The organism is Bacillus sp. LBG-1-113, from assembly GCF_020708615.1.
Taxonomy (GTDB): domain Bacteria; phylum Bacillota; class Bacilli; order Bacillales; family Bacillaceae; genus Bacillus; species Bacillus mojavensis.
Map to the genome: position 1 here is coordinate 33,303 of NZ_JAJFDG010000002.1, position 21,134 is coordinate 54,436.

General features: G+C 43.8%; 18 protein-coding genes and 1 pseudogene. 15 read left to right on the forward strand and 4 right to left on the reverse strand.

Going from position 1 to position 21,134, the window contains the following annotated elements; all coding sequences use genetic code 11:
- Positions 1 to 412 precede the first annotated feature (412 nt).
- Positions 413 to 1,243, forward strand: a complete 831-nt coding sequence (locus LJF29_RS06265; RefSeq protein ID WP_229147603.1) for a MetQ/NlpA family ABC transporter substrate-binding protein — start codon at positions 413 to 415, stop codon at positions 1,241 to 1,243.
- Between the two features lie 2 nt (positions 1,244 to 1,245).
- Here the strand turns inward: LJF29_RS06265 and LJF29_RS06270 are convergent, their stop codons facing one another.
- Positions 1,246 to 2,325 (reverse strand): diguanylate cyclase, encoded by a 1,080-nt coding sequence (locus tag LJF29_RS06270; RefSeq protein WP_229147604.1) that lies wholly within the window; start codon positions 2,323 to 2,325, stop codon positions 1,246 to 1,248.
- Positions 2,326 to 2,497: 172 nt separating this feature from the next.
- Here LJF29_RS06270 and LJF29_RS06275 point away from each other — a divergent pair, with 172 nt between their 5' ends.
- On the forward strand, positions 2,498 to 3,889 hold the full coding sequence (locus LJF29_RS06275) for an L-cystine transporter (RefSeq protein WP_229147605.1): 1,392 nt from the start codon (positions 2,498 to 2,500) through the stop codon (positions 3,887 to 3,889).
- Positions 3,890 to 3,931: 42 nt separating this feature from the next.
- On the opposite strand, the gene LJF29_RS06280 is transcribed toward LJF29_RS06275, so the two are convergent.
- The gene (locus LJF29_RS06280; protein WP_229147606.1) at positions 3,932 to 4,366 is read right to left on the reverse strand and encodes a hypothetical protein; all 435 of its coding nucleotides are present in this window, start codon (positions 4,364 to 4,366) and stop codon (positions 3,932 to 3,934) included.
- Between the two features lie 154 nt (positions 4,367 to 4,520).
- On the opposite strand from LJF29_RS06280, the gene LJF29_RS06285 reads away from it, so the two are divergent.
- Together LJF29_RS06285 and LJF29_RS06290 are read left to right on the forward strand one after the other, a co-directional pair.
- Positions 4,521 to 5,090, forward strand: a complete 570-nt coding sequence (locus LJF29_RS06285) for a YhcN/YlaJ family sporulation lipoprotein (protein WP_010333516.1) — start codon at positions 4,521 to 4,523, stop codon at positions 5,088 to 5,090.
- Positions 5,091 to 5,212: 122 nt separating this feature from the next.
- Positions 5,213 to 6,188 (forward strand): annotated as a pseudogene (locus tag LJF29_RS06290) (hypothetical protein); the annotation flags it as partial.
- Here the strand turns inward: LJF29_RS06290 and LJF29_RS06295 are convergent.
- Positions 6,114 to 6,770, reverse strand: coding sequence for a spore coat protein (locus LJF29_RS06295; protein ID WP_229147607.1), 657 nt, complete (start codon positions 6,768 to 6,770; stop codon positions 6,114 to 6,116). The pseudogene LJF29_RS06290 and the gene LJF29_RS06295 overlap by 75 nt on opposite strands.
- Positions 6,771 to 6,914: 144 nt before the next feature.
- On the opposite strand from LJF29_RS06295, the gene LJF29_RS06300 reads away from it, so the two are divergent.
- Both LJF29_RS06300 and srtA read left to right on the forward strand, forming a co-directional pair.
- The gene (locus LJF29_RS06300; protein WP_420709687.1) at positions 6,915 to 10,487 is read left to right on the forward strand and encodes a 5'-nucleotidase C-terminal domain-containing protein; all 3,573 of its coding nucleotides are present in this window, start codon (positions 6,915 to 6,917) and stop codon (positions 10,485 to 10,487) included.
- Entirely contained in the window at positions 10,484 to 11,080 is a 597-nt protein-coding gene (gene srtA / locus LJF29_RS06305; RefSeq protein WP_229147608.1) for a sortase SrtA, read from the forward strand. The genes LJF29_RS06300 and srtA overlap by 4 nt, the downstream gene beginning before the upstream one ends.
- Positions 11,081 to 11,112: 32 nt before the next feature.
- Here srtA and LJF29_RS06310 read toward each other — a convergent pair whose 3' ends face one another.
- Positions 11,113 to 12,021, reverse strand: a complete 909-nt coding sequence (locus tag LJF29_RS06310; protein ID WP_010333521.1) for an RluA family pseudouridine synthase — start codon at positions 12,019 to 12,021, stop codon at positions 11,113 to 11,115.
- 111 nt (positions 12,022 to 12,132) lie between these two features.
- Between LJF29_RS06310 and LJF29_RS06315 the strand changes: the two genes are divergently transcribed.
- The 9 genes from LJF29_RS06315 to glpK all read left to right on the forward strand — a co-directional run bounded on the left by LJF29_RS06315 (position 12,133) and on the right by glpK (position 21,052).
- Positions 12,133 to 12,528 (forward strand): YhcU family protein, encoded by a 396-nt coding sequence (locus LJF29_RS06315; RefSeq protein WP_229147609.1) that lies wholly within the window; start codon positions 12,133 to 12,135, stop codon positions 12,526 to 12,528.
- A 137-nt stretch (positions 12,529 to 12,665) separates the two neighbouring features.
- Complete coding sequence (locus tag LJF29_RS06320) at positions 12,666 to 13,088, forward strand: CBS domain-containing protein (protein ID WP_229147610.1); 423 nt, start codon at positions 12,666 to 12,668, stop codon at positions 13,086 to 13,088.
- Between the two features lie 122 nt (positions 13,089 to 13,210).
- Entirely contained in the window at positions 13,211 to 13,873 is a 663-nt protein-coding gene (locus LJF29_RS06325; protein WP_010333524.1) for an HAD family hydrolase, read from the forward strand.
- Positions 13,874 to 13,888: 15 nt separating this feature from the next.
- Complete coding sequence (locus tag LJF29_RS06330) at positions 13,889 to 15,430, forward strand: bifunctional GNAT family N-acetyltransferase/carbon-nitrogen hydrolase family protein (RefSeq protein WP_229147611.1); 1,542 nt, start codon at positions 13,889 to 13,891, stop codon at positions 15,428 to 15,430.
- A gap of 113 nt (positions 15,431 to 15,543) precedes the next feature.
- On the forward strand, positions 15,544 to 16,458 hold the full coding sequence (locus LJF29_RS06335; RefSeq protein WP_229147612.1) for an AEC family transporter: 915 nt from the start codon (positions 15,544 to 15,546) through the stop codon (positions 16,456 to 16,458).
- A gap of 134 nt (positions 16,459 to 16,592) precedes the next feature.
- Entirely contained in the window at positions 16,593 to 17,945 is a 1,353-nt protein-coding gene (locus LJF29_RS06340) for an aspartate aminotransferase family protein (protein ID WP_229148166.1), read from the forward strand.
- Between the two features lie 30 nt (positions 17,946 to 17,975).
- A complete protein-coding gene (gene glpP, locus LJF29_RS06345) occupies positions 17,976 to 18,551 on the forward strand; it encodes a glycerol uptake operon antiterminator GlpP (RefSeq protein ID WP_029441192.1) in 576 nt (191 codons plus the stop codon).
- Between the two features lie 169 nt (positions 18,552 to 18,720).
- Positions 18,721 to 19,545, forward strand: coding sequence for an MIP/aquaporin family protein (locus tag LJF29_RS06350; protein ID WP_229147613.1), 825 nt, complete (start codon positions 18,721 to 18,723; stop codon positions 19,543 to 19,545).
- Positions 19,546 to 19,561: 16 nt separating this feature from the next.
- Positions 19,562 to 21,052: a glycerol kinase GlpK gene (glpK, locus tag LJF29_RS06355; RefSeq protein ID WP_010333529.1), complete on the forward strand. Its 1,491-nt coding sequence runs from the start codon at positions 19,562 to 19,564 to the stop codon at positions 21,050 to 21,052.
- Positions 21,053 to 21,134 lie beyond the last annotated feature (82 nt).

Consider the following 21,134-nt stretch of genomic DNA (forward strand, 5'->3'; position numbering starts at 1 on the left):
TTCACTATTCTTGCTCTAAAACAAACTTCCAAGACGAAAACTCTTACAAAACTTTCTTCTTAAAGATAGTTCGAACAAAAATAATTACCTTTACTCTACCAGTAATTTCGAGAAAAAACAACTGTTAAACGAAACTTTTTTCGGAAAATAACATATTATTTTTCATTTTGATATTTATTTGCCGAAATGTATCTGTTTTTTCGATACGTGATCATATGTTTGCAGGACTTTTTTCTTTTGTATCTCCTTACGGAAAGGTAGGGGTAATAGTAATTGACAACCCTATCTGATATGAGTAAGGTAAAGTTAACCAATGTTACAAATGACAACGTTTATCAACTAAGAGCGTCTGATTTTTATGTCTGATATTGCTTGCATGCTCTAATAAGATAGATAGGAGTATGGTGTCACAATGAAAAAGTGGCTTGTATGCAGTTTTGTTCTTGTTCTTTTCGTTTCATTTACTGCATGCTCACGGTCAGCAGAACATGAAACGATAAAAATAGGAATTGCTGAGTCGGACGAAGCGATATGGAACTATATCGTAAAAAAGGCTGAAGCGGAAGGGCTTGATATTCAGCTGATTCTATTCTCTGATTATGCAGAATCAGATATAGCGCTGGCAAACAAAGAGATTGATGCCAATGCTATTCAATCCATTTCATATTTTCAGTCGTTCTCAAAGAAATACAAACATAAACTGGCACCGCTTGGCACGACATACATAGCGCCTATGGGCATTTATTCAAAACGGTATCGGCAAATCAAAGATATTCCGCGCGGTGCTGTTGTTGCTGTCCCGGATGAAGCGCTCGATTTTGGGCGAGCCCTTACACTCCTGCAGGAAGCGGGACTGCTTACTTTGAAGAACGGTTTTAATGGAACCGGTTCAATTGATGTGATAAAAGATAATCCGAAACACTTGAAATTGAAAACCGTACGCCAACAGGATGCAATGAGCGGAGCTGATGTGTTTGTGATGAAAACAGCCGCCGCAAAAAAAGCGGGGCTGAACCCGCAGAAGCATACACTAAAGGGCGGCAGGCAAACCGTGAAGGAAGATATGAATGTAATTGTTGTCAGGGCTGAGGACAGAGATCGCGAAACATTGCAAACCATCCTTGAACTCTATCAATCAGATGATACAGCGGCATTTATTGAACAAGAGTATCAAGGGATGCTTGTTCCCGCTTTTTTGCCTTTACATCGTCTTTCAGATTGGAAGAATGAATTCAAAAAATGAATTCATTCTTTTTTTATGGTAAACCATACTTTGTTTCGGCCGTTTTCTTTCGCTTTATACAGCATTTGATCAGCAAGAACAGGCAAGGTTTCAGGCTTATCTGTGTTTCGGGGGTAATGGGCTACTCCCAGTGAGGCCGTAACGGCAAGCTTTTCTCCGTTTGTTAATACAATCGGTGTATTACTGATCGAGTGCCTGATCCGTTCGGCGATTTGGACTGCTTTCTCGGGCGTGCAATTTGGCAAGAGGAGGGCAAATTCCTCGCCGCCGATCCGTGCGGCAGGATCAGTGTTGCGGATATTTTGTTTTAGTCGGGATCCCAGCTCTTTCAGAACCTGATCTCCCTCATGATGGCCATATTGATCGTTAATGGTTTTAAAGTGATCGATATCCATATAAATAAGCGAAAATTGTAAAGATGGAGTGTGTGCAGCCTGTTGATACAGGTCTTGTGTGATTTCTTCAAACTTTCTGCGGTTATAAATACCTGTCAAAAAGTCATAGTGCGCCTGGAACTTATATTGTTTAAATAAAAGATGTGCATTGGTTTCATGCTCGATAATATATAGGCTGAGCATGCCGCCGATAATTGAAATCAGCCAAAAATAAAAGTGCAGCTTAAGTGAATGGATATCAACAAATACATAGAAGAAAAAGGAGATGAACCCATTTGAAATGATTAAAAGTAATAGTACGTGTTTCAGCTGAACTTCTTCTCTCCTTGATGCAATAAGTGACAGCACAGCAGCGATACAAATTGTAATCATGGAATACAGCGCTGATTCATTCAAGCTGATCAGCATGCGGCCTGCTGCAATTATTATCAGGGCTGTCACCGTAGACACCCAGCCTCCATAAAGAGCGGCGATCATAATAGGGATATTTCTAAAATCTATGATTGAATGGTGATACGTCAAACCAAAATTCATAAGAATAACCCCGAGGAGACCGCAAGCAGCTCCTTTTACTAGCTGAAAGGAAAGGCGGTCTTTTTTATGTATTAACCTTTCTTTAAACAGGTGGGTGAACAGATAATTAAATGTGATTAAAATAGTCAAGTTTACGAACAGTTCTTTCAGCAATATTATCACCCTTTTATAAGTTACTAAAGAAAGGGGGGAATGAAAAGAACAAAAACGGTATTCATTGGTTTTTTTTATCCAAATATTGATGCTGGAATAATTCTTACTTGAACTATCGGAATTTGTGTAATATAGTATATAAGAAAAATTTTGAAGGGAGAGTTTGCCTCAATTGGAGACTTTGCTAGTCATTTTGCATGTATTTATTTTACTTTTACTCATTATTGGGCTCTTTGCCATGCAGAAGAAACATGTTTCTTTTTCAAAACGTGTGTTTACTGCGCTGGGGCTGGGAATCGTTTTTGGGTTTGCGCTTCAGCTGATATACGGTCCGACTTCAAACATTGTGGTTCAAACAGCCGACTGGTTTAATATTGCCGGGGGCGGATATGTCAAATTGCTTCAGATGATTGTCATGCCGCTTGTTTTCATTTCCATTCTAGGCGCTTTTACAAAGATGAAGCTGACAAAAAATCTCGGGAAAATCAGCGGTTTGATTATCGGGATTTTGGTTGCGACTACAGCTGTAGCCGCGGCGGTTGGTATTGTGTCCGCCCTTTCCTTTGATCTTCAGGCGATTCAGGTTGACCAAGGAAGTACAGAGCTTTCTCGGGGACAGGAGCTTGAACAGAAATCAGAGGAGATGACAGCGAAAACACTGCCGCAGCAAATGATTGAACTGCTTCCGGGAAATCCGTTTTTGGATTTTACAGGGGCTAGACCGACATCAACGATTGGAGTCGTTATTTTTGCCGCTTTTCTAGGCATTGCTTTTCTAGGTGTGAGACGGAAACAGCCTGAACAGGCAGAAACGTTCAAAAAATTGATTGATGCTGTTTACGCCATTGTCATGCGGGTTGTTACTCTCATCTTGAGACTGACGCCTTACGGTGTGCTGGCCATTATGACAAAAACGATTGCGACAAGTGATATTGACAGCATTTTGAAACTTGGTATGTTTGTCATTGCTTCATATGCCGCGTTGATTGTAATGTTTATCATCCACTTGCTTCTGTTGACGATCAGCGGATTAAATCCGGTTGTTTATTTGAAAAAAGCACTGCCTGTACTCGTGTTTGCATTTACGTCACGATCAAGCGCAGGCGCTTTGCCGCTGAACATTAAAACACAAAGGAGCTTGGGTGTGCCGGAAGGAATTGCGAACTTCGCCGGCTCGTTCGGGCTATCTATCGGCCAAAATGGCTGTGCCGGCATTTATCCGGCTATGCTGGCAATGATGATTGCTCCGACAATCGGCCAAAAGCCGTTTGATCCGGCGTTTATCATCTCAGTTATCGCGGTTGTTGCCATCAGCTCGTTTGGTGTCGCCGGGGTTGGCGGCGGAGCTACATTTGCAGCGCTGCTCGTTTTATCAGCGTTAAATATGCCTGTCGCGCTCGCCGGTTTATTAATTTCTATCGAACCGTTGATTGACATGGGACGTACTGCGCTGAATGTCAGCGGAAGTATGACATCAGGCCTGATTACCAGCAAAGTCACGAAGGAAATAGATTCTGGTGTATTCCAAGATCGATCCAATGTGATCGAAGCGGAAGAAGCCTAGGCATATTAAAACGTGTAATCCGTCAGAGGATTACACGTTTTTTTAACGGCCGGGTTCTAAGTCTTCCAGCATTTCCATTACAGTGTTGTCATCCATTACATTCATTGCGCTTTGATCGAAATGGATTGGCTCTGCATATTGCTGCTGTCTATTTCTGGTTGTTGTGTCCGTTTGACGATTTTGCTTCTGAGACTGATGCTGTTGAGGCTGGCTTTGCTGCTGGCCTGCATGCTGATGCTGACGGCCAGTTTGCTGACGATTTTGAGATTGATCTTGATTATTTCCGCCAAACGCCTGTTTCATCATATCTCCAACATTAGGAAGATCAACCGACTTATTTTGAGCATTTCGGTTGTTCATTTGGCCTGTAATAAACCCGCTGATTTTTTGCCGGATCTGTGGTGATAAAGCAGCAACAAGCATAGTTGAACCGATAACTAAGGCTGTCGGACTGATTCCTTTTCGCTGTTTGAACAACGTGATCCCTCCTTTATAAGTGTATTGATATTTTCCCCGCTCATTAGACAAATTAACCGTTTTATTTCCCGGGAAAGCATTTCCGATATTTTTTCATGCATATTTAGATCCAATTAGAAAAACCTATAAGTAAAGTGATAAAGGAGGAATTCACATGCTTGGAAAAAAACAAGTCCTTGCGTCCATGCTTCTTATCCCTTTGCTTATGACTGGCTGTGGTATGGCCAATCAGGGTGAGGGCAGACGTGATAATGCAGAGCCTGAAAATGTTAACTACCGCAATCCGGGAAATGATAACGGTACAAGAAATATCAACAATGCAAATGATACCCGTGACAACGTCGACAATAATATGACGAATAATGGTGATAACAATAACGGTAATGATAACCGTCAGTTGGAAGTTGCTGATGATGCTGCCGATAAAATTACCGAAATGAAAGAAGTGAAACACGCAAATGTAATTGTTGCCGGAAATCAAGCGTATGTTGCGGTTGTATTAACAAATGGAAAAGAAGAAGTTGGAAAAGATCTGAAAAAGAAAATTTCCGATAAAGTAAAAGATACTGATAAGAACATGGACAACGTGTATGTTTCTGCAAATCCAGACTTTGTTGACCGGATGCAGGGGTATGGCAAACGAATCCAAAATGGTGATCCGATTGCAGGATTCTTTGATGAATTTAGTCAAACCGTACAACGTGTATTTCCGCAAGCTGAATAAAAGATAAAAAGCCGCATAACTTGTGCGGCTTTTTTCTTTGCAGAAATGACACGCTGTGAACTAAGGCTGCATAGAGTAAAAATAAAAAGGTACAAGACGGACCGGCTCAGGGAGGGAGACGTTTGCAGGGTGGCATAGGAAAGCGTGCGGCATCCGCTCTATTCCTGTGCGGAGTCCTTGTGATGCTGGCCGTAAGCTCGGCCATCGTATCAAGCACGATGTATATTCTGTCTTTACCAGGGCAGCAGGCATCTGGGATAACGAAAGAACAAGTGACGAAGCACATGAAGAAAGAGTCATTTACACAGGCCGATGTTTATTACACTTCTAAGGAAAAATCCTTACTGCCATTAACGAAAGAAACGCTTGAATATGCGGTGAGTATTAATCAGGTCATGCTTGAATATTCGAATCAGAAGCCTATTGATATTATTTTTTTTCCTAATGAAAAACAGATGGAGGCTTATTCCGGTTTAATGGATGTTGTCGGCTTTTATTCTGAGCGGGAGCAGCTGATCGGATTATTGCCTGAAGAGAAAAAGCAGCTTTTAGAAGGTGATGAGGTAGCGGTTTATCTGTATCAGAGATTATTGATTCATGAGTACACACACCATGCGTTTCATCAAAAATTACGGGAGCTCGAAGCAGATCCTGATGAGTTCCCTTTATGGTTCCATGAAGGATTAAGCGAGTGGATCGCGAACTATGAATTGCTCATAGATCCGATCACGTTTACTGTCGTGCCGTTTGACCGTTTGCAGACAGATCAGGACTGGCAGGAAGCTCGATCGGAATATGAAACTGATGTTTATTTGCAAAGTTTTTATATGGTCAATGAGCTGACGGAAACATACGGGAAAGACATTATTTTGGAGATTATAAAGGAAACAGCGAAAAAAGGGGATTTTAAAAAAGGGTTTAAAGCGGCGACACAGGATAGTCTTGATCAATTTGAAGAAGATTTCACCAGATCGTTTGAAGAAAATGCGGCATTGGATAGAACCTATCCAATGCCTTTTTTTATTAATGAAGTCCTTGCTGACCCATACCGCCTTGAGTTGCTTGAGTCGGAGGCATTTGTCCTTGTGCAGGGGCAAAGGAATTTCTCAGTTGTTCCATATCCTGCGCGTCAAGCTGCGGAACTTGGTAGTAACCATGTTTGTTTTGGTAAAGGAAAATCTCAAAAGCCATTTCGACATACTGCTGAATTTGCGCAGACAGTACACGTCTGACGGCCGGATTTGTCATTTCTAGAGAAGCCATCGTCAGCATAGATGCCTGTGCCTTAACAGCGCAAAGCATTTGGCGGCTGATGATGCTGTCATCAATATCATTCATAGATTGAACAGGTTTCTTAGGCTGTGCCGGCTGCATGCCGTAAACAGTCTGGTTGTCTTCCTTCATCATATAAGTTGCCGTTTTTTGTGAAGGCTCGCTTCCTGTTTTGAAGCACTCTGCTGTTAAGTTATATTGAGATGTAATGAATTGATATTGGCGGTCAAGGATGTTTAATAATTCCTGATCCTTACAGAATTGTCTCAGCATCATAAACTGATCAAGCACAGTAAGCGTTCCGGAAAGCACCTCGTGCATATCAAACATTTCATGTCCGCCGTGATTCTGATGCGGTTTACCTGGTATCCCTTTGTTCTGTGATTGCTGCTGAAATTGCTGATCCAAACCGAATTCCTCCTTTTTTTTCAGATCAGCTGTATTTTGTGCCTGTCCGCTGTGTTTTATGCAGTGACTGACAGGAATTATATGCTGATTGTCGAAGTGATTAACAAATAAACGAATCATGCAAGATGTAAGGGAGGAAAACTGATGAGGCGTTTTTTGCATGTTGTTTTGATCATGCTTTTCATTTTCTTGAATGTCATGTCCGCTTATGAAGCTGTAAGGGCTGCTGAGCCGGCAGAAGCAATATCGGTTGAAAAAGCGATACAGCAAAAAGAGGGACAAGCTCTTGTCGAAGGATATACAATCGGCCAAGCCGTTTCATCTCAGCATTATAATCTGAGGAGTCCTTTTTCAAATGATTATAACGTTGCTATAGCAGACAGCAAAAACGAGACATCACCCAATCACATTCTTCCCGTGCAAATACCCTCCGCGTTCAGAAGCCAATTCGGACTGCAAACGAACCCGCTGCTTCTTGGGAAAAAGATAGCTGTTCAAGGAGAGCTTGAACATTATTTTAATACGACAGGTCTTAAGAAGGTTCAGTCGATGGTCTTAAAGGATGATGCTGAATCTCCGCCGATAGAACAGCCTATTACAATACAGGAAGCGCGCGGCAGAATGAATCAGCATGTCACGATTAAAGGTGTTGTTACTGCCGATCAAAACGCAATCGGAGGCGGAAAGCTGTCGACCTTTATGCAGGATGACACAGGCGGCATCAACATTTATTCGGCAGCGCCAGAGAAGTTCCCTGAGTTAAAAGAAGGAATGGATATTACGGTAACAGGGAAAATAGCAACTTACCAAGGGCTTACTGAAATTGTTCCAGATACATCCGGCATCCGTATTACCCAATCCAATCGGCCTCTCCCTGTCCCTGAACCTTCAACGATCAATGAACTGGTCAATGGCAGCTTGGGTGATCAATATGAAGGGCGTCTTGTGACGGTCAAAGCTTATATTTCTTCCATTCCAAATTCTCAAGCGGGCGGCGGTTACAATGTAACAATGATTGATAACGATCACCACGCAATGACATTACGTGTTATGAATGAGACAGGTATCATTGATGGACTGACTGAGGATAAATGGTATGAAATCACAGGCGTGTTGAGCAGATATCTATCCCTTCAGCTTCTTCCGCGAAAATCAGCAGACATCAAGCTGCTTCAAGAGCAGCCTGCCCCGCCGTCTTCAGAAGGCGAATATGAAACTGTGGTTGATCGCGTTGTAGACGGTGATACCATTCATGTCAAAAAACCGATACTTGGTGCGACAAAAATTCGTTTTGTAAATGTAGACACGCCAGAAACGTACCACACACCAAAAAATGAAGCAGATGAAAATCAATTAAGATTTGGAAAGAAAGCATCTGACTATTTAAAAACTGTTTTGTCTCCAGGAGATCACATTACTGTAAAAGTCGGCAGTGAAGCCAAGGACAGCTATGGCAGACTTCTTGGGCAGGTTGTGACTGAGACAGGGTCAAATGTGAATTTAGAACTCGTGAAAAATGGCTATGCTCCAACATATTTTATTTGGCCAGTTGAAAATGAAGAGGATTATCAGGAATTTCAGGCCGCAGTCGCCAATGCAAAAAAAGAGCAAAAAGGCATTTGGAATGAAGCGGATCCTCTTATGGAAATGCCGTTTGAATTTAGAGCCAGAGAGCAGGGAAAAGGGCTGACAAGGTATGTGGGAGACTCATCAAACAAGACCTATGTTGCGCCAGCAGACTGGAAGCAGGTGGCTGTGGAAAACAGGATATTCTTTGCTTCAGAAGCTGAAGCAGAGAGTGCCGGTTACAAGAAAAAGCAAACCTCTCCCCAAGAAAATATACCGCTTAGGATTTTAAGCATGAATGATTTGCATGGGAAAATTGATCAGCAATATCAGCTTGATCTTGATGGAGACGGCACTCCAGATGGCACATTCGGACGCATGGACTATGCAGCTGCTTATTTGAAAGAGAAAAAGGCAGAAAAGAAAAATACGCTCACTGTGCACGCCGGTGATATGATCGGAGGCAGTTCGCCTGTATCATCCCTTCTTCAAGACGAACCAACTGTCGAACTGATGGAGGATATCGGATTTGATATTGGAACTGTGGGCAATCATGAGTTCGATGAAGGGACGGATGAACTCATGAGAATGTTAAAAGGGGGAGATCATCCGAAAGGCACTAGGGGCTATGACGGGCAAAATTTTCCCCTCGTGTGCGCCAATTGTAAAATGAAGTCTACCGGAGAACCCTTTTTGCCGGCTTATGACATCATAAATGTGGAGGGCATACCCGTTGCTTTTATTGGAGTTGTTACACAGTCGGCGGCCGGAATGGTAATGCCTGACGGAATAAAGGATATTGAGTTTACCGATGAAGTAAAAGCAGTAAATGCTGCTGCCGAAGAGCTGAAGAAAAAAGGCATCAGGGCAATTGCGGTGCTCGCACATATGTCTGCCGAACAAAACGGCAGCACAATAACAGGTGAGTCCGCTGACCTTGCAAACAAATCTGATTCTGAGATAGATATCATTTTTGCAGCGCATAATCATAAGGTCGTCAATGGTGAAGTGAACGGCAAGCTGATCGTTCAGGCGTTTGAATACGGAAAAGCGATAGGTGTCGTTGATCTGGAAATCAATAAACAGACAAGAGACATCGTCAAAAAGTCGGCTGAAATCGAATACGTCGATCAAAGCAAGAAAAAACCTGATGCCAGCGCCTCAGCTATTTTAAGTAAGTATCAGGCCCTTGCTGAACCGATTATCAGCGAAGTAGTCGGTGAAGCGGCTGTTGATATGGAAGGCGGTTATTCTAATGATGGCGACACGCCTCTTGGGAATTTGATTGCCGATGGCATGAGAGCGGCGATGAAAACTGATTTTGCGCTAATGAATGGCGGCGGGATACGGGAAGGACTGAAGAAAGGCCCGATTACATGGGGGGATCTTTTTAACATTCAGCCGTTCGGAAATGTGTTGACAAAGCTTGAGATTAAAGGAAAAGATTTACGGGAGATCATCAATGCGCAAATCTCACCGGTTTTCGGCCCTGACTACAGCATAAGCGGGTTTACGTATACGTGGGATAAAGATACAGGCAAAGCAGTTGAGATAAAGATGGCAGATGGAACCGAAATCCAGCCGGATGCCACATACACATTGACCGTTAATCATTTTATGGCGACGGCGACAGGAGCCAAATACCAGCCAATCGGATTGCTTGGGAAACATCCGGTTACAGGGCCTGAGGATTTAGAAGCGACTGTAGAGTATGTAAAAAGCTTTGAAAAGCCGATTTCATATATGAAAGAAGGCAGAATTAAACTGGCTGAAGACAGTCATGCCGAAGACCCAGTCACTAAAGACCCGGCAGACAGTCCGGGAACAGACGATCCAGGCAAGGTAAATCCGACACCTGGGGAAGAACAGCCTGATCTAAAAGAGACCCCGGGCATTGCTCCGATCCATCAACTCCCGCCTGCAGTCATTTCGACCTTTGAAGAATTTACAACAAAGACCAATCAGCCTGCTACTGCCGCCGGCCGTTTAAACACACTGCCTTTGCATAAAGAAGGTAAGGAAAGCGGCTCTGATCCTAAGCTCCCGGATACGTCAGCAGGATACTACAACTTTATTGTGATCGGTGCAGCGGTCTCACTGTCCGGAACGTATTTATATATCAGAAGGAAAAGGAGTGCCGCTACAACGTGAAAAAATATATTCCTCTTGTAATCATTGTGATCGGTCTTGCGATCACTGGATACGGGGGCTTTAAATTGATTGATACCAGCATGAAAACTGAGCAAACATTAAAAGAAGCAAAAAAGGCGGCTGAACAGCCGCCGGCCATTACAGGCACGAAGAAAAACGCTAATCAAGCCGAAAAAAAATCATCGTTTAAGCCGAAAACCGGTCAAGCGAGCGGCATACTGGAAATCCCTAAAATCAATGCGGAGCTTCCAATCGTGGAAGGAACCGATGCTGATGACTTAGAAAAAGGTGTGGGGCACTACAAGGACAGCTATTATCCAGATGAAAACGGACAAATTGTGCTGTCAGGACATCGTGATACTGTGTTTCGCCGGACGGGAGAGCTTGAAAAAGGTGACCGGCTCAACATCATCCTTTCATATGGTGATTTCACATATGAAATTGAAAAAACAAAAATTGTAGACAAGGATGATACGTCCATTATTACGCTGCAGCACGAAAAGGAAGAGCTCATACTGACCACCTGTTATCCTTTTTCATATGTCGGAAATGCCCCGAAACGTTATATTATTTACGGAAAACGTATTTCATAAAAAAGCCGCAGGTCAATCTCTGCGGCTTTTTTTCATGATAAATAAGTATGGCAAAGACTTTCAATATCAGCAGGAAGCGGTGCCTCGGCAACGACCAGTTCTCCGGTAATCGGATGAACAGCCTGTACCTTTTTGGCATGAAGCGCCTGCCTGTTAAGAAATTGGCTCCCGCCTCCGTAAAGTGTATCGCCCGTTAGCGGATGGCCGATGCTTGCCATATGCACACGAATTTGATGCGTTCTGCCCGTTTCCAGCTCTAATTCAGCAAGCGAGAGCTTTTCTCCCGCATTGACAGTAAGGGTACGGTAATGGGTGACGGCGGCTTGTCCGCCTGGTGAAACCCGCCTTCTTGTCGGGTGTGATCTGTCTCTTCCAATCGGCGAATCAATTTTGCCTTTTTTGGGCTTCAGCTTTCCTTCAACAATTGCGAGATATGTACGCTTCAGCGTCTTTTTCTCTAACTGCTGATCTAAGATGGCATGCGCCAAACGGTGCTTGGCGAATACGACAGCGCCCGATGTATCCTGATCAAGACGGTGGACATGGCGCACTTTGATTGTTTCGCCATTTACCTGAAAGTGGTATGCGATCAAATTGGCGAGCGTACCGGTCTGACCTTCTTCATTGGGATGAGTGGAAATACCGGCTGGTTTATTGACGATTAACATGTGGCGGTCTTCAAATAAAATATCAAGCTCTCCATACTCAGGTATGACAGAGGATTCTTCGTTTTCCTGAAGATCAATAAACAGGCGGTCATTCTTTTTCACGAGTATGTTGTTTTTGACAGCCTCATGATTGATTTTTATATTGTGATGAGTCATCCATTCTTGGATAACGGGTTTCGAAGCTTTGAGCTCTGTTTTCAGCACGGAAAATAGCCATTGTCCGTCCTGTTTTTCACTGATTATCAGCTCTAGCCCTTTGCCTTTTTCTTTCATGATCAAATGGCTCCTTTTTCGCGTGAAAGGCCGTTGATTCTCATAGGAAACACTTACCTTAACATTCGCGTTTTTTTCTGTGATATTCTTGAGAAAGACTTTGGATATTCGATGGCAAGAAAGGTGATAGACGTGAGAATTATGAACGCAGCAACTGAAGAACAGGAAAGCTTTATCAAGGAACTGTCAATGGAGCTTTTCCATCATGTATTTCCTCTTTATTTCTCCGAACTGGACATTCAGCGCTTTAAAAAGAAAGGCGTTCTGTCTTTAAATAACCAATATTACCAAGGAACATTAAAAGAAGCTTTTCAAATTATGGCTTGTCTGCAAATGATACATATTATCCTGACAAAGCCTTCACCGCACGATGACTTAAGTGATCAAGCCATTTTTAATAAAAACAGCAAGTTGCTGAATGATTGCGGAATATATTTCCCGTTTGCTTTATCTGATTTTCAAAAGAAAACAAATAAAGCTTTATCCGGTCACAGAAGACTGATATAATCTCGCAGCAAGCGCTTTTCCGTTTCAAGAAAAGCTCTTTTTGCATCAGAGAAATCATACCACAAAACCTTTCCTGCAACTCCCTTTTTAATCATCCGGTGTCTGAACATACTAATGATTGAAAGGGGTGCTGACCAATGAGTTCAGTTAAACATTCAATGACAACGCAGGTAGCAACCGTTTCTCCGAATCAAACGATTCAGGAAGCGGCTTCTCTGATGAAACAGCATAACGTCGGGGCGATTCCCGTTGTAGAGCACGGTGTTTTAAAAGGAATGCTGACTGACCGTGACATTGCATTGAGAACCACAGCTCAGGGCCGAGATGGCCAGACACCCGTTTCAGAAGTGATGTCAACAGACCTCGTATCAGGAAACCCTAATATGAGTCTGGAAGACGCGTCGCAGCTGATGGCCCAGCACCAAATCCGCCGCCTTCCTATTGTAGATCAAAACAATCTAGTCGGGATCGTTGCGCTTGGAGACCTGGCTGTCAATCAGATGTCGAACGAGTCTGCTGGAGAAGCGCTGACAAACATTTCTCATCAAAACTTGCATTAATTAGAAAGAGCTTGCAGTGTGCAGGCTCTTTCTTCACATAGACCCTTACTTTTTGAAAGCAGAGACGTTTCGGGGTATAGTGTATACATATGTCTCAATTCGGGCCAAAGGAGTTGTACGCAGTGATAAAAGCGTTAATTTTTGATTTTGACGGGCTTATTCTTGATACAGAAACGCATGAATATGAAGTCCTTCAGGAAATTTTTGAGGAACATGGCTCAGTACTGCCACTATCCGTATGGGGAAAGGTTATCGGAACAGCGGCGGGATTTCGGCCATTTGAATACTTAGAAGAGCAGATAGGCAAAAAGCTGAACCATGAAGAGCTGACAAAACTGAGAAGAGACCGGTTTGCAAAACGCATGGAAACAGAAAAAGCGAGACCAGGTGTTGAAGCGTATCTGAATGCGGCAAAGGATTTAGGCTTAAAAGTAGGTCTGGCTTCCAGCTCAGATTATAAATGGGTATCCGGCCATTTGAAGCAACTGGGCCTGTTTGACGAATTCGAAGTGATTCAGACAGCTGATGATGTAGAAGAGGTCAAGCCCAATCCCGAGCTGTATTTGTTAGCGGCAAAGAATCTTGGAGTATCGCCGTCGGAATGTCTCGCATTCGAGGATTCCGTCAATGGTTCGATTGCTGCCAAGCGAGCGGGCATGAAGTGTGTCATCGTTCCGAATCAAGTAACAGGCACCCTGATGTTTGAAGAATATGATCACAGGCTCGAATCAATGGCGGAGATGGAACTTACCCTATTGCTTGATCATCTAAACGCACAAAAATAGAAAGGAGCGAGTAGATTGTCTGAGAAATTAGATTTGACCCGTTTTGAAAAGAAAATGGTCATCCGTAATATCGAAGAGAAAGATATCGACAACATTATCGACCTTCAAAAGGACTGCTTTCCAGGCATGGAGCCGTGGAAGCGCGAGCATTTAATTAGCCATCTGGAGCATTTTCCCGAAGGGCAGTTTTGTGCAGAATTCGAAGGTGAAATCATCGGTTCGTGCTCAAGCCTCTTAATTAACTTTGATGAATATGATGACCGCCATACGTGGCAGGACATTACAGATGACGGATACATCACCAATCACAATCCGGATGGCTTAAACATGTACGGGATCGAGGTCATGGTGCATCCTGATTACAGACGGATGAAAATCGGCCATCGTTTGTATGAGGCAAGAAAGGATTTGGCAAGACGCTTAAATCTGAAAAGCATCATCATAGGCGGACGGATACCGAACTATCATAAATATGCTGATGAAATGACGGCGAGAGAGTATGTTGAACAGGTAACACGCCATCAAATTTACGATCCGGTTCTTTCTTTTCAGCTGATGAACGGTTTTACCCTGATGCGGATTAACCCGGATTATCTCCCGGATGATACAGCTTCATTCAAATATGCGACGCTGATGGAATGGAATAATGTCGATTATCTGCCGCAGCAGACAAAGCGTTATTATAAATCGGCCTTCCCTGTGAGAATTTGTGTCATCCAATACGAAATGAAAAAAATCTATTCCTTCGAGGAATTTGCGAATCAAGTAGAGTACTATGTCGATGTTGCGTCTGACGCGAGATCCGATTTTGCAATGTTCCCGGAAATTTTCACAACCCAGCTGATGTCCTTCCTTGAGGAACGTTCACCAAGCTTGGCGGTACAGAGAATTACTGAGTATACTGAGGATTACATCAGTCTGTTTACAGACTTGGCAGTTAAATATAATGTCAACATCATCGGCGGATCTCATTTCGTAGAAGAGGAAGGGAAAATTTATAATATCGCCTACCTGTTCAGACGCGATGGAACAATTGAGAAGCAATATAAACTGCATATTACGCCGAATGAACGCAAATGGTGGGGAATCAGTGCGGGCGACCAGGTGCGTGTGTTTGATACGGACTGCGGAAAAATTGCGATCCAAATTTGCTATGACATTGAATTTCCTGAGCTTGCCCGCATTGCGGCCGATAAAGGCGCCAAAATTATTTTTACGCCATTTTGTACGGAAGACCGTCAAGGCTACTTGCGTGTCAGATACTGTTCACAGGCAAGAGCGGTCGAGAATCAAATTTATACCGTCATTTCCGGAACGGTTGGAAACCTGCCGCAAACGGAAAATATGGATATCCAATATGCTCAGTCAGGCATCTTTGCCCCTTCTGATTTTGAATTTGCAAGAGACGGCATCGTTGGGGAAACCAACCCGAATATTGAAATGGTCGTCATTGGCGATGTTGACTTAGAAATTCTCAGAAGACAGCGCCAAAACGGAACGGTGCGCCAGCTCAAAGACAGACGCCGTGATATATACCACATACACTATAAGAAATAATGAGAAGGCCCGCCTGAATTGGCGGGCTTTTTTTTAAAAAGCGGAATTGAAACGCTGCCGCGCTTTCTCTACAATAGAAATAAATATGTGTACATCGGAAAAGAAGGTGCCTTATGGAGTTTCTGCTTGTTTTAGTTCCTGTTTTCGGAATCTTCGCAATTGGTTATATCGGACAGAAAACACTCGGTTTTGATATACAGACACTGTCCAAAATGTCCTTATATTTAATGTCTCCTTTTTTGGCTTTTGATACGTTTTATTCAAACGAGCTGACGATGGACTATGTGTATCTGTCTATTTTTGTGCTGGGTCTATGCTTGGTTCTAGTGCTGTTGGTCTCCTTTTTATCCTTTTTTCATAAGTATTCGAACCAAGATCGCTGTGCCATGATTCTCTCATCAGCCTTTATGAATAACGGCAATTACGGCACGCCTGTCGTACTGCTTGTGTTTGGAACGGCGGGGCTGGATACAGCTGTTGTGTTAATGGTCTTGCAGCAGTTAATTATGAGTACCATCGGCATGTATTACGCTGCAAAGGGAGGTTCGGAGGAAGACGGATGTAAAACGGTGATGACTCGGGTTATCCGTATGCCTGTGGCGTACGGAGCACTTTTAGGCGCAATACTTCAGCTTATGCATATTTCAATCCCTAAAGAGTTAATGACAGGCATTGAACTGGTCGGAAATGCGACGATTCCGACGATTATGATTATTCTTGGCATGCAGCTTGCACTGATCTCTTTCAGGAATATTGAATACAGAAAAATTTCTTATTCTCTGCTCCTGAAGCTGATGGTATCACCGTTCATTGCGCTGGCCTTCACATTGATTTTGCCTGTGGATGACATGACGAAGCAAATTATGATTCTCGTAGCGGCCATGCCGACCGCTGCCAATACGACCTTAATGGCCGTTCAGTTTAATACAAGGCCCGAAGTCGTTTCCAGTGCCACTTTTATCAGCACAATGCTGAGCATAGTCACTTTGCCGGTCCTGCTTTGGATGCTGCATCCTCTTTCTTCTTGATGAAAGAGGATGTTTTAATTACCCGGCGGTTTATTGACTCCTTTGTCGTCTGGCTTTATATTGAAGTCAGGGAAATCATCACCTAGACATCACATAAGAGAAGGTCTGTTTCAATTTATTTGAACGCTAATGAAATGGAGATGATGGGGATGGAAAACATTCAGCAAAATCAGGGATTAAAGCAAAAGGATGAGCAATTCGTGTGGCATGCTATGAAGGGAGCGCATCAAGCGGACAGTCTGATTGCCCAAAAGGCGGAAGGAGCCTGGGTGACTGATATAGACGGACGCCGCTATCTTGATGCGATGTCCGGTTTATGGTGCGTTAATATTGGTTATGGCAGAAAAGAGCTTGCGGAAGCTGCCTATGAACAATTAAAGGAATTGCCGTATTACCCGTTAACGCAAAGTCACGCACCTGCGATTCAATTGGCGGAAAAGCTGAATGAGTGGCTTGGCGGCGATTATGTGATTTTCTTTTCCAACAGCGGATCGGAAGCGAATGAAACCGCTTTTAAGATCGCTCGCCAGTACCATCTGGAAAACGGCGACCACAGCCGTTATAAATTCATCTCTAGATATAGAGCCTATCACGGCAATACGTTGGGAGCGCTCTCTGCCACCGGTCAGGCACAGCGGAAATATAAATATGAACCGTTAAGCCAAGGATTCCTGCACGCCGCCCCGCCTGATGTCTACCGAAATCCTGAAGACGCCGATACGCTAGAGAGCGCAAATGAAATTGACCGTATCATGACATGGGAATTAAGCGAAACGATTGCCGGTGTCATTATGGAGCCCATTATTACAGGCGGAGGCATTTTAATGCCGCCGGACGGATATATGAAGAAAGTGGAGGAAATCTGCCGCCGTCACGGCGCCCTGCTGATTTGTGACGAAGTCATCTGCGGATTTGGGCGGACTGGCAAGCCGTTCGGATATATGCACTACGGCGTGAAGCCCGATATCATTACAATGGCGAAAGGAATTACAAGCGCGTATCTGCCATTGTCAGCGACCGCGGTTAAACGGGAGATTTTTGAAGCCTACCAAGGAGAAGCTCCCTATGACCGTTTCCGCCACGTCAACACATTCGGCGGCAGCCCGGCAGCCTGCGCATTGGCTTTGAAAAACCTGCAAATTATGGAGGATGAACATCTGATTCAGCGATCCCGCGATCTCGGAGCAGAGCTTTTAGGTGAGCTTCAGTCATTGAAAGAACACCCTGCAGTAGGGGATGTAAGGGGGAAAGGGCTGCTGGTCGGAATCGAACTCGTCAAAGATAAACTGACTAAAGAGCCGGCTGGCGCTGACCAAGTGAACCAAGTGGTTGCAGCATGCAAAGAGAAAGGGCTGATCATCGGCAAAAACGGTGATACAGTCGCCGGATTCAACAATGTCATTCAGCTCGCCCCACCATTTTGTCTGACAGAAGAGGACCTTGCATTTATCGTAAAAACAGTGAAGGAAAGCATACTTACGATTTGATACAAAAGTGATTTGTTAAAGGAGCACACTATGAGTTTTCACAACCAGCCTATTTTACCGGCTATTCGTAATATGAAGCAATTTGATGAGTTTTTAAACAGTTCGTTTTCATACGGCGTGATACTTGATATTCATCTCGGACAATTAAAGGGTGTGATCAGAGAGGCGCAAAAGCACGGGAAGAAGATGATGGTCCATGTTGATTTAATTCAAGGGATCAAACATGATGAATACGGAGCGGAATTTATCTGCCAGGATATTAAGCCGGCGGGGATTATCTCAACTAGATCAAACGTGATTGCAAAAGCGAAGCAGAAAAAAATTTACGCGATCCAGCGTTTGTTTCTGCTTGATACAAGCGCAATGGAAAAAAGCATGGAGTTTGTCGGCAAGCATAAGCCTGACTTCATTGAAGTGCTGCCGGGCATCGTGCCGTCACTTATTCAGGAAATTAAAGAGAAAACAGGTATCCCTATCTTTGCGGGAGGTTTCATCCGCACAGAACAGGATGTAGAACAGGCCCTGAAAGCTGGTGCCGTTGCTGTCACAACATCTAACACCAAATTATGGAAAAAATATGAAAACTTTTTGACAGAAAGTGATTGACACCGCTTTCATCCACTGATACAATTGCACTAGGTTAATACAATGTGATGGAGAATCCGGAGACCACAGCAGCTCTTTACGGTAAAGGTTATACACCCGTAAAGCGGTTTGTTGTGGTTTTTTTATTCCCTATCATACTTCTTAATCGCAACCTTAGGAGGAATTATCTATGACAGCATTTTGGGGAGAACTAATCGGTACGATGCTGCTTGTTATTTTTGGCGCAGGTGTTTGTGCAGGAGTTAATTTAAAGAAATCGCTTTCATATCAATCTGGCTGGATTGTTATTGTATTTGGATGGGGATTGGGTGTGGCAATGGCCGCTTATGCGGTCGGCGGCATCAGCGGCGCCCATCTCAATCCCGCGTTAACAATAGCATTTGCTTTTATTGGTGATTTTCCGTGGAAAGAGGTTCCGGTATACATTGCGGCGCAGATGGTCGGAGCAATGATCGGTGCGGTGGTTGTTTACCTTCATTACCTGCCGCATTGGAAGTCTACCGATGATCCCGCTGCCAAGCTGGGTGTTTTCTCAACCGGACCCAGCATTCCGCATACGTTTGCAAACGTTTTAAGTGAGGTTATTGGGACATTTGTCCTTGTGCTTGGAATTTTGGCGATTGGGGCAAATGAGTTTACAGAGGGACTTAACCCTTTAATCGTCGGTTTTCTCATTGTTGCTATCGGTATTTCTCTTGGAGGAACTACGGGATATGCAATTAATCCCGCCCGCGACTTAGGTCCGCGGATTGCCCACGCACTTCTGCCGATTCCGGGGAAAGGATCATCAAACTGGAAGTACGCATGGGTTCCTGTTGCCGGCCCGATTTTGGGCGGATCATTCGGCGGTGTATTTTACAACGCCGCGTTTCGGGGGCAGATCACGAGCAGTTTCTGGATTGTAAGCGTTGTATTAGTTGTGGTATTGTTAGGACTCTATGGCTATACGAAAAAACATGCAGCTAAAACACTATCAAATTCAAAATATATTTAGGCAAAGGGGACATCTTATGGAAACTTACATTTTATCCTTAGATCAAGGGACAACAAGTTCAAGAGCGATTCTGTTTGATAAAGAAGGCAAGATCGTTCACTCTGCTCAAAAGGAATTTACACAATACTTCCCGCATCCAGGATGGGTTGAGCATAATGCAAATGAAATTTGGGGCTCTGTCCTTGCTGTTATCGCATCAGTCATTTCGGAATCGGGAATCAGCGCCTCTCAAATTGCCGGAATCGGCATTACCAACCAAAGGGAAACAGCGGTTGTTTGGGATAAGGATACAGGAAAGCCTGTATATAATGCGATCGTTTGGCAGTCACGACAAACGGCTGGAATCTGCGAGGAGCTTCGTGAAAAAGGATATAATGATACTTTCAGAGATAAAACAGGCCTTTTGATAGATCCATATTTTTCTGGCACGAAGGTGAAATGGATTTTAGACAATGTGGAAGGCGCCAGAGAAAAAGCGGAAAAAGGCGAGCTCTTGTTTGGAACGATTGATACATGGCTCATTTGGAAAATGTCAGGCGGAAAAGCGCACGTGACGGATTATTCCAATGCCTCAAGAACGCTGATGTTTAATATTTACGATTTGAAATGGGACGATGAGCTGCTTGAGATTTTAGGCGTGCCGAAATCAATGCTTCCTGAAGTCAAACCGTCCTCTCATGTGTATGCGGAGACAGTTGATTATCACTTCTTCGGAAAAAATATTCCGATTGCGGGAGCGGCAGGCGATCAGCAGTCCGCGCTGTTCGGCCAGGCGTGCTTTGAAGCAGGCATGGGGAAAAACACATACGGTACAGGATGTTTCATGCTGATGAATACAGGGGAAAAAGCAATTAAGTCGGAACACGGGCTGCTGACAACGATCGCCTGGGGCATTGACGGTAAAGTTGAATATGCTTTAGAAGGAAGTATTTTTGTCGCAGGCTCAGCCATCCAATGGCTTAGAGACGGAATGAGAATGTTCCAAGACTCTTCACTTAGCGAATCATACGCGGAAAAGGTTGATTCAACTGACGGCGTATATGTCGTTCCGGCCTTTGTCGGCTTGGGAACGCCTTACTGGGACAGCGATGTGCGCGGGTCTGTTTTCGGCCTGACAAGAGGCACAACAAAAGAACATTTTATCCGTGCCACGCTGGAGTCATTGGCTTATCAGACGAAAGATGTGCTTGATGCAATGGAAGCGGATTCTAAGATTTCATTGAAAACGCTTCGTGTGGATGGCGGTGTTGTTAAAAATAACTTTTTGATGCAGTTTCAAGGGGATATTTTGGATGTGCCTGTGGAACGACCGGAAATCAATGAAACAACTGCGCTTGGCGCGGCATATTTGGCAGGTATCGCTGTGGGATTCTGGAAGGATCGTTCTGAAATTATCAACCAGTGGAAACTGGATAAGCGTTATGAACCTAAATTGGAAGAAGAAAAACGAAATGAGCTGTATACAGGCTGGCAAAAAGCCGTTAAAGCAGCTATGGCTTTTAAATAAGATAAGAGTATGTTATAATGGTGACAAGTTAATAAGAACGGTCCTGAGATGAGGAGAGACCACAGCACCAAAGTGTGAACAT

Excerpts from the sequence above, each read along its gene's own strand:
- LJF29_RS06310 (WP_010333521.1), bottom strand. The coding sequence starts at position 12,021 with ATGAAAGAAAAAGGCAAAGGGCTAGAGCTGATAATCAGTGAAAAACAG.
- glpP (WP_029441192.1), top strand. The coding sequence starts at position 17,976 with ATGAGTTTTCACAACCAGCCTATTTTACCGGCTATTCGTAATATGAAG.
- LJF29_RS06315 (WP_229147609.1), top strand. The coding sequence starts at position 12,133 with ATGGCAAGAAAGGTGATAGACGTGAGAATTATGAACGCAGCAACTGAA.
- glpK (WP_010333529.1), top strand. The coding sequence starts at position 19,562 with ATGGAAACTTACATTTTATCCTTAGATCAAGGGACAACAAGTTCAAGA.
- LJF29_RS06285 (WP_010333516.1), top strand. The coding sequence starts at position 4,521 with ATGCTTGGAAAAAAACAAGTCCTTGCGTCCATGCTTCTTATCCCTTTG.
- LJF29_RS06320 (WP_229147610.1), top strand. The coding sequence starts at position 12,666 with ATGAGTTCAGTTAAACATTCAATGACAACGCAGGTAGCAACCGTTTCT.
- LJF29_RS06265 (WP_229147603.1), top strand. The coding sequence starts at position 413 with ATGAAAAAGTGGCTTGTATGCAGTTTTGTTCTTGTTCTTTTCGTTTCA.
- LJF29_RS06340 (WP_229148166.1), top strand. The coding sequence starts at position 16,593 with ATGGAGATGATGGGGATGGAAAACATTCAGCAAAATCAGGGATTAAAG.
- LJF29_RS06350 (WP_229147613.1), top strand. The coding sequence starts at position 18,721 with ATGACAGCATTTTGGGGAGAACTAATCGGTACGATGCTGCTTGTTATT.
- LJF29_RS06300 (WP_420709687.1), top strand. The coding sequence starts at position 6,915 with ATGAGGCGTTTTTTGCATGTTGTTTTGATCATGCTTTTCATTTTCTTG.
- LJF29_RS06335 (WP_229147612.1), top strand. The coding sequence starts at position 15,544 with ATGGAGTTTCTGCTTGTTTTAGTTCCTGTTTTCGGAATCTTCGCAATT.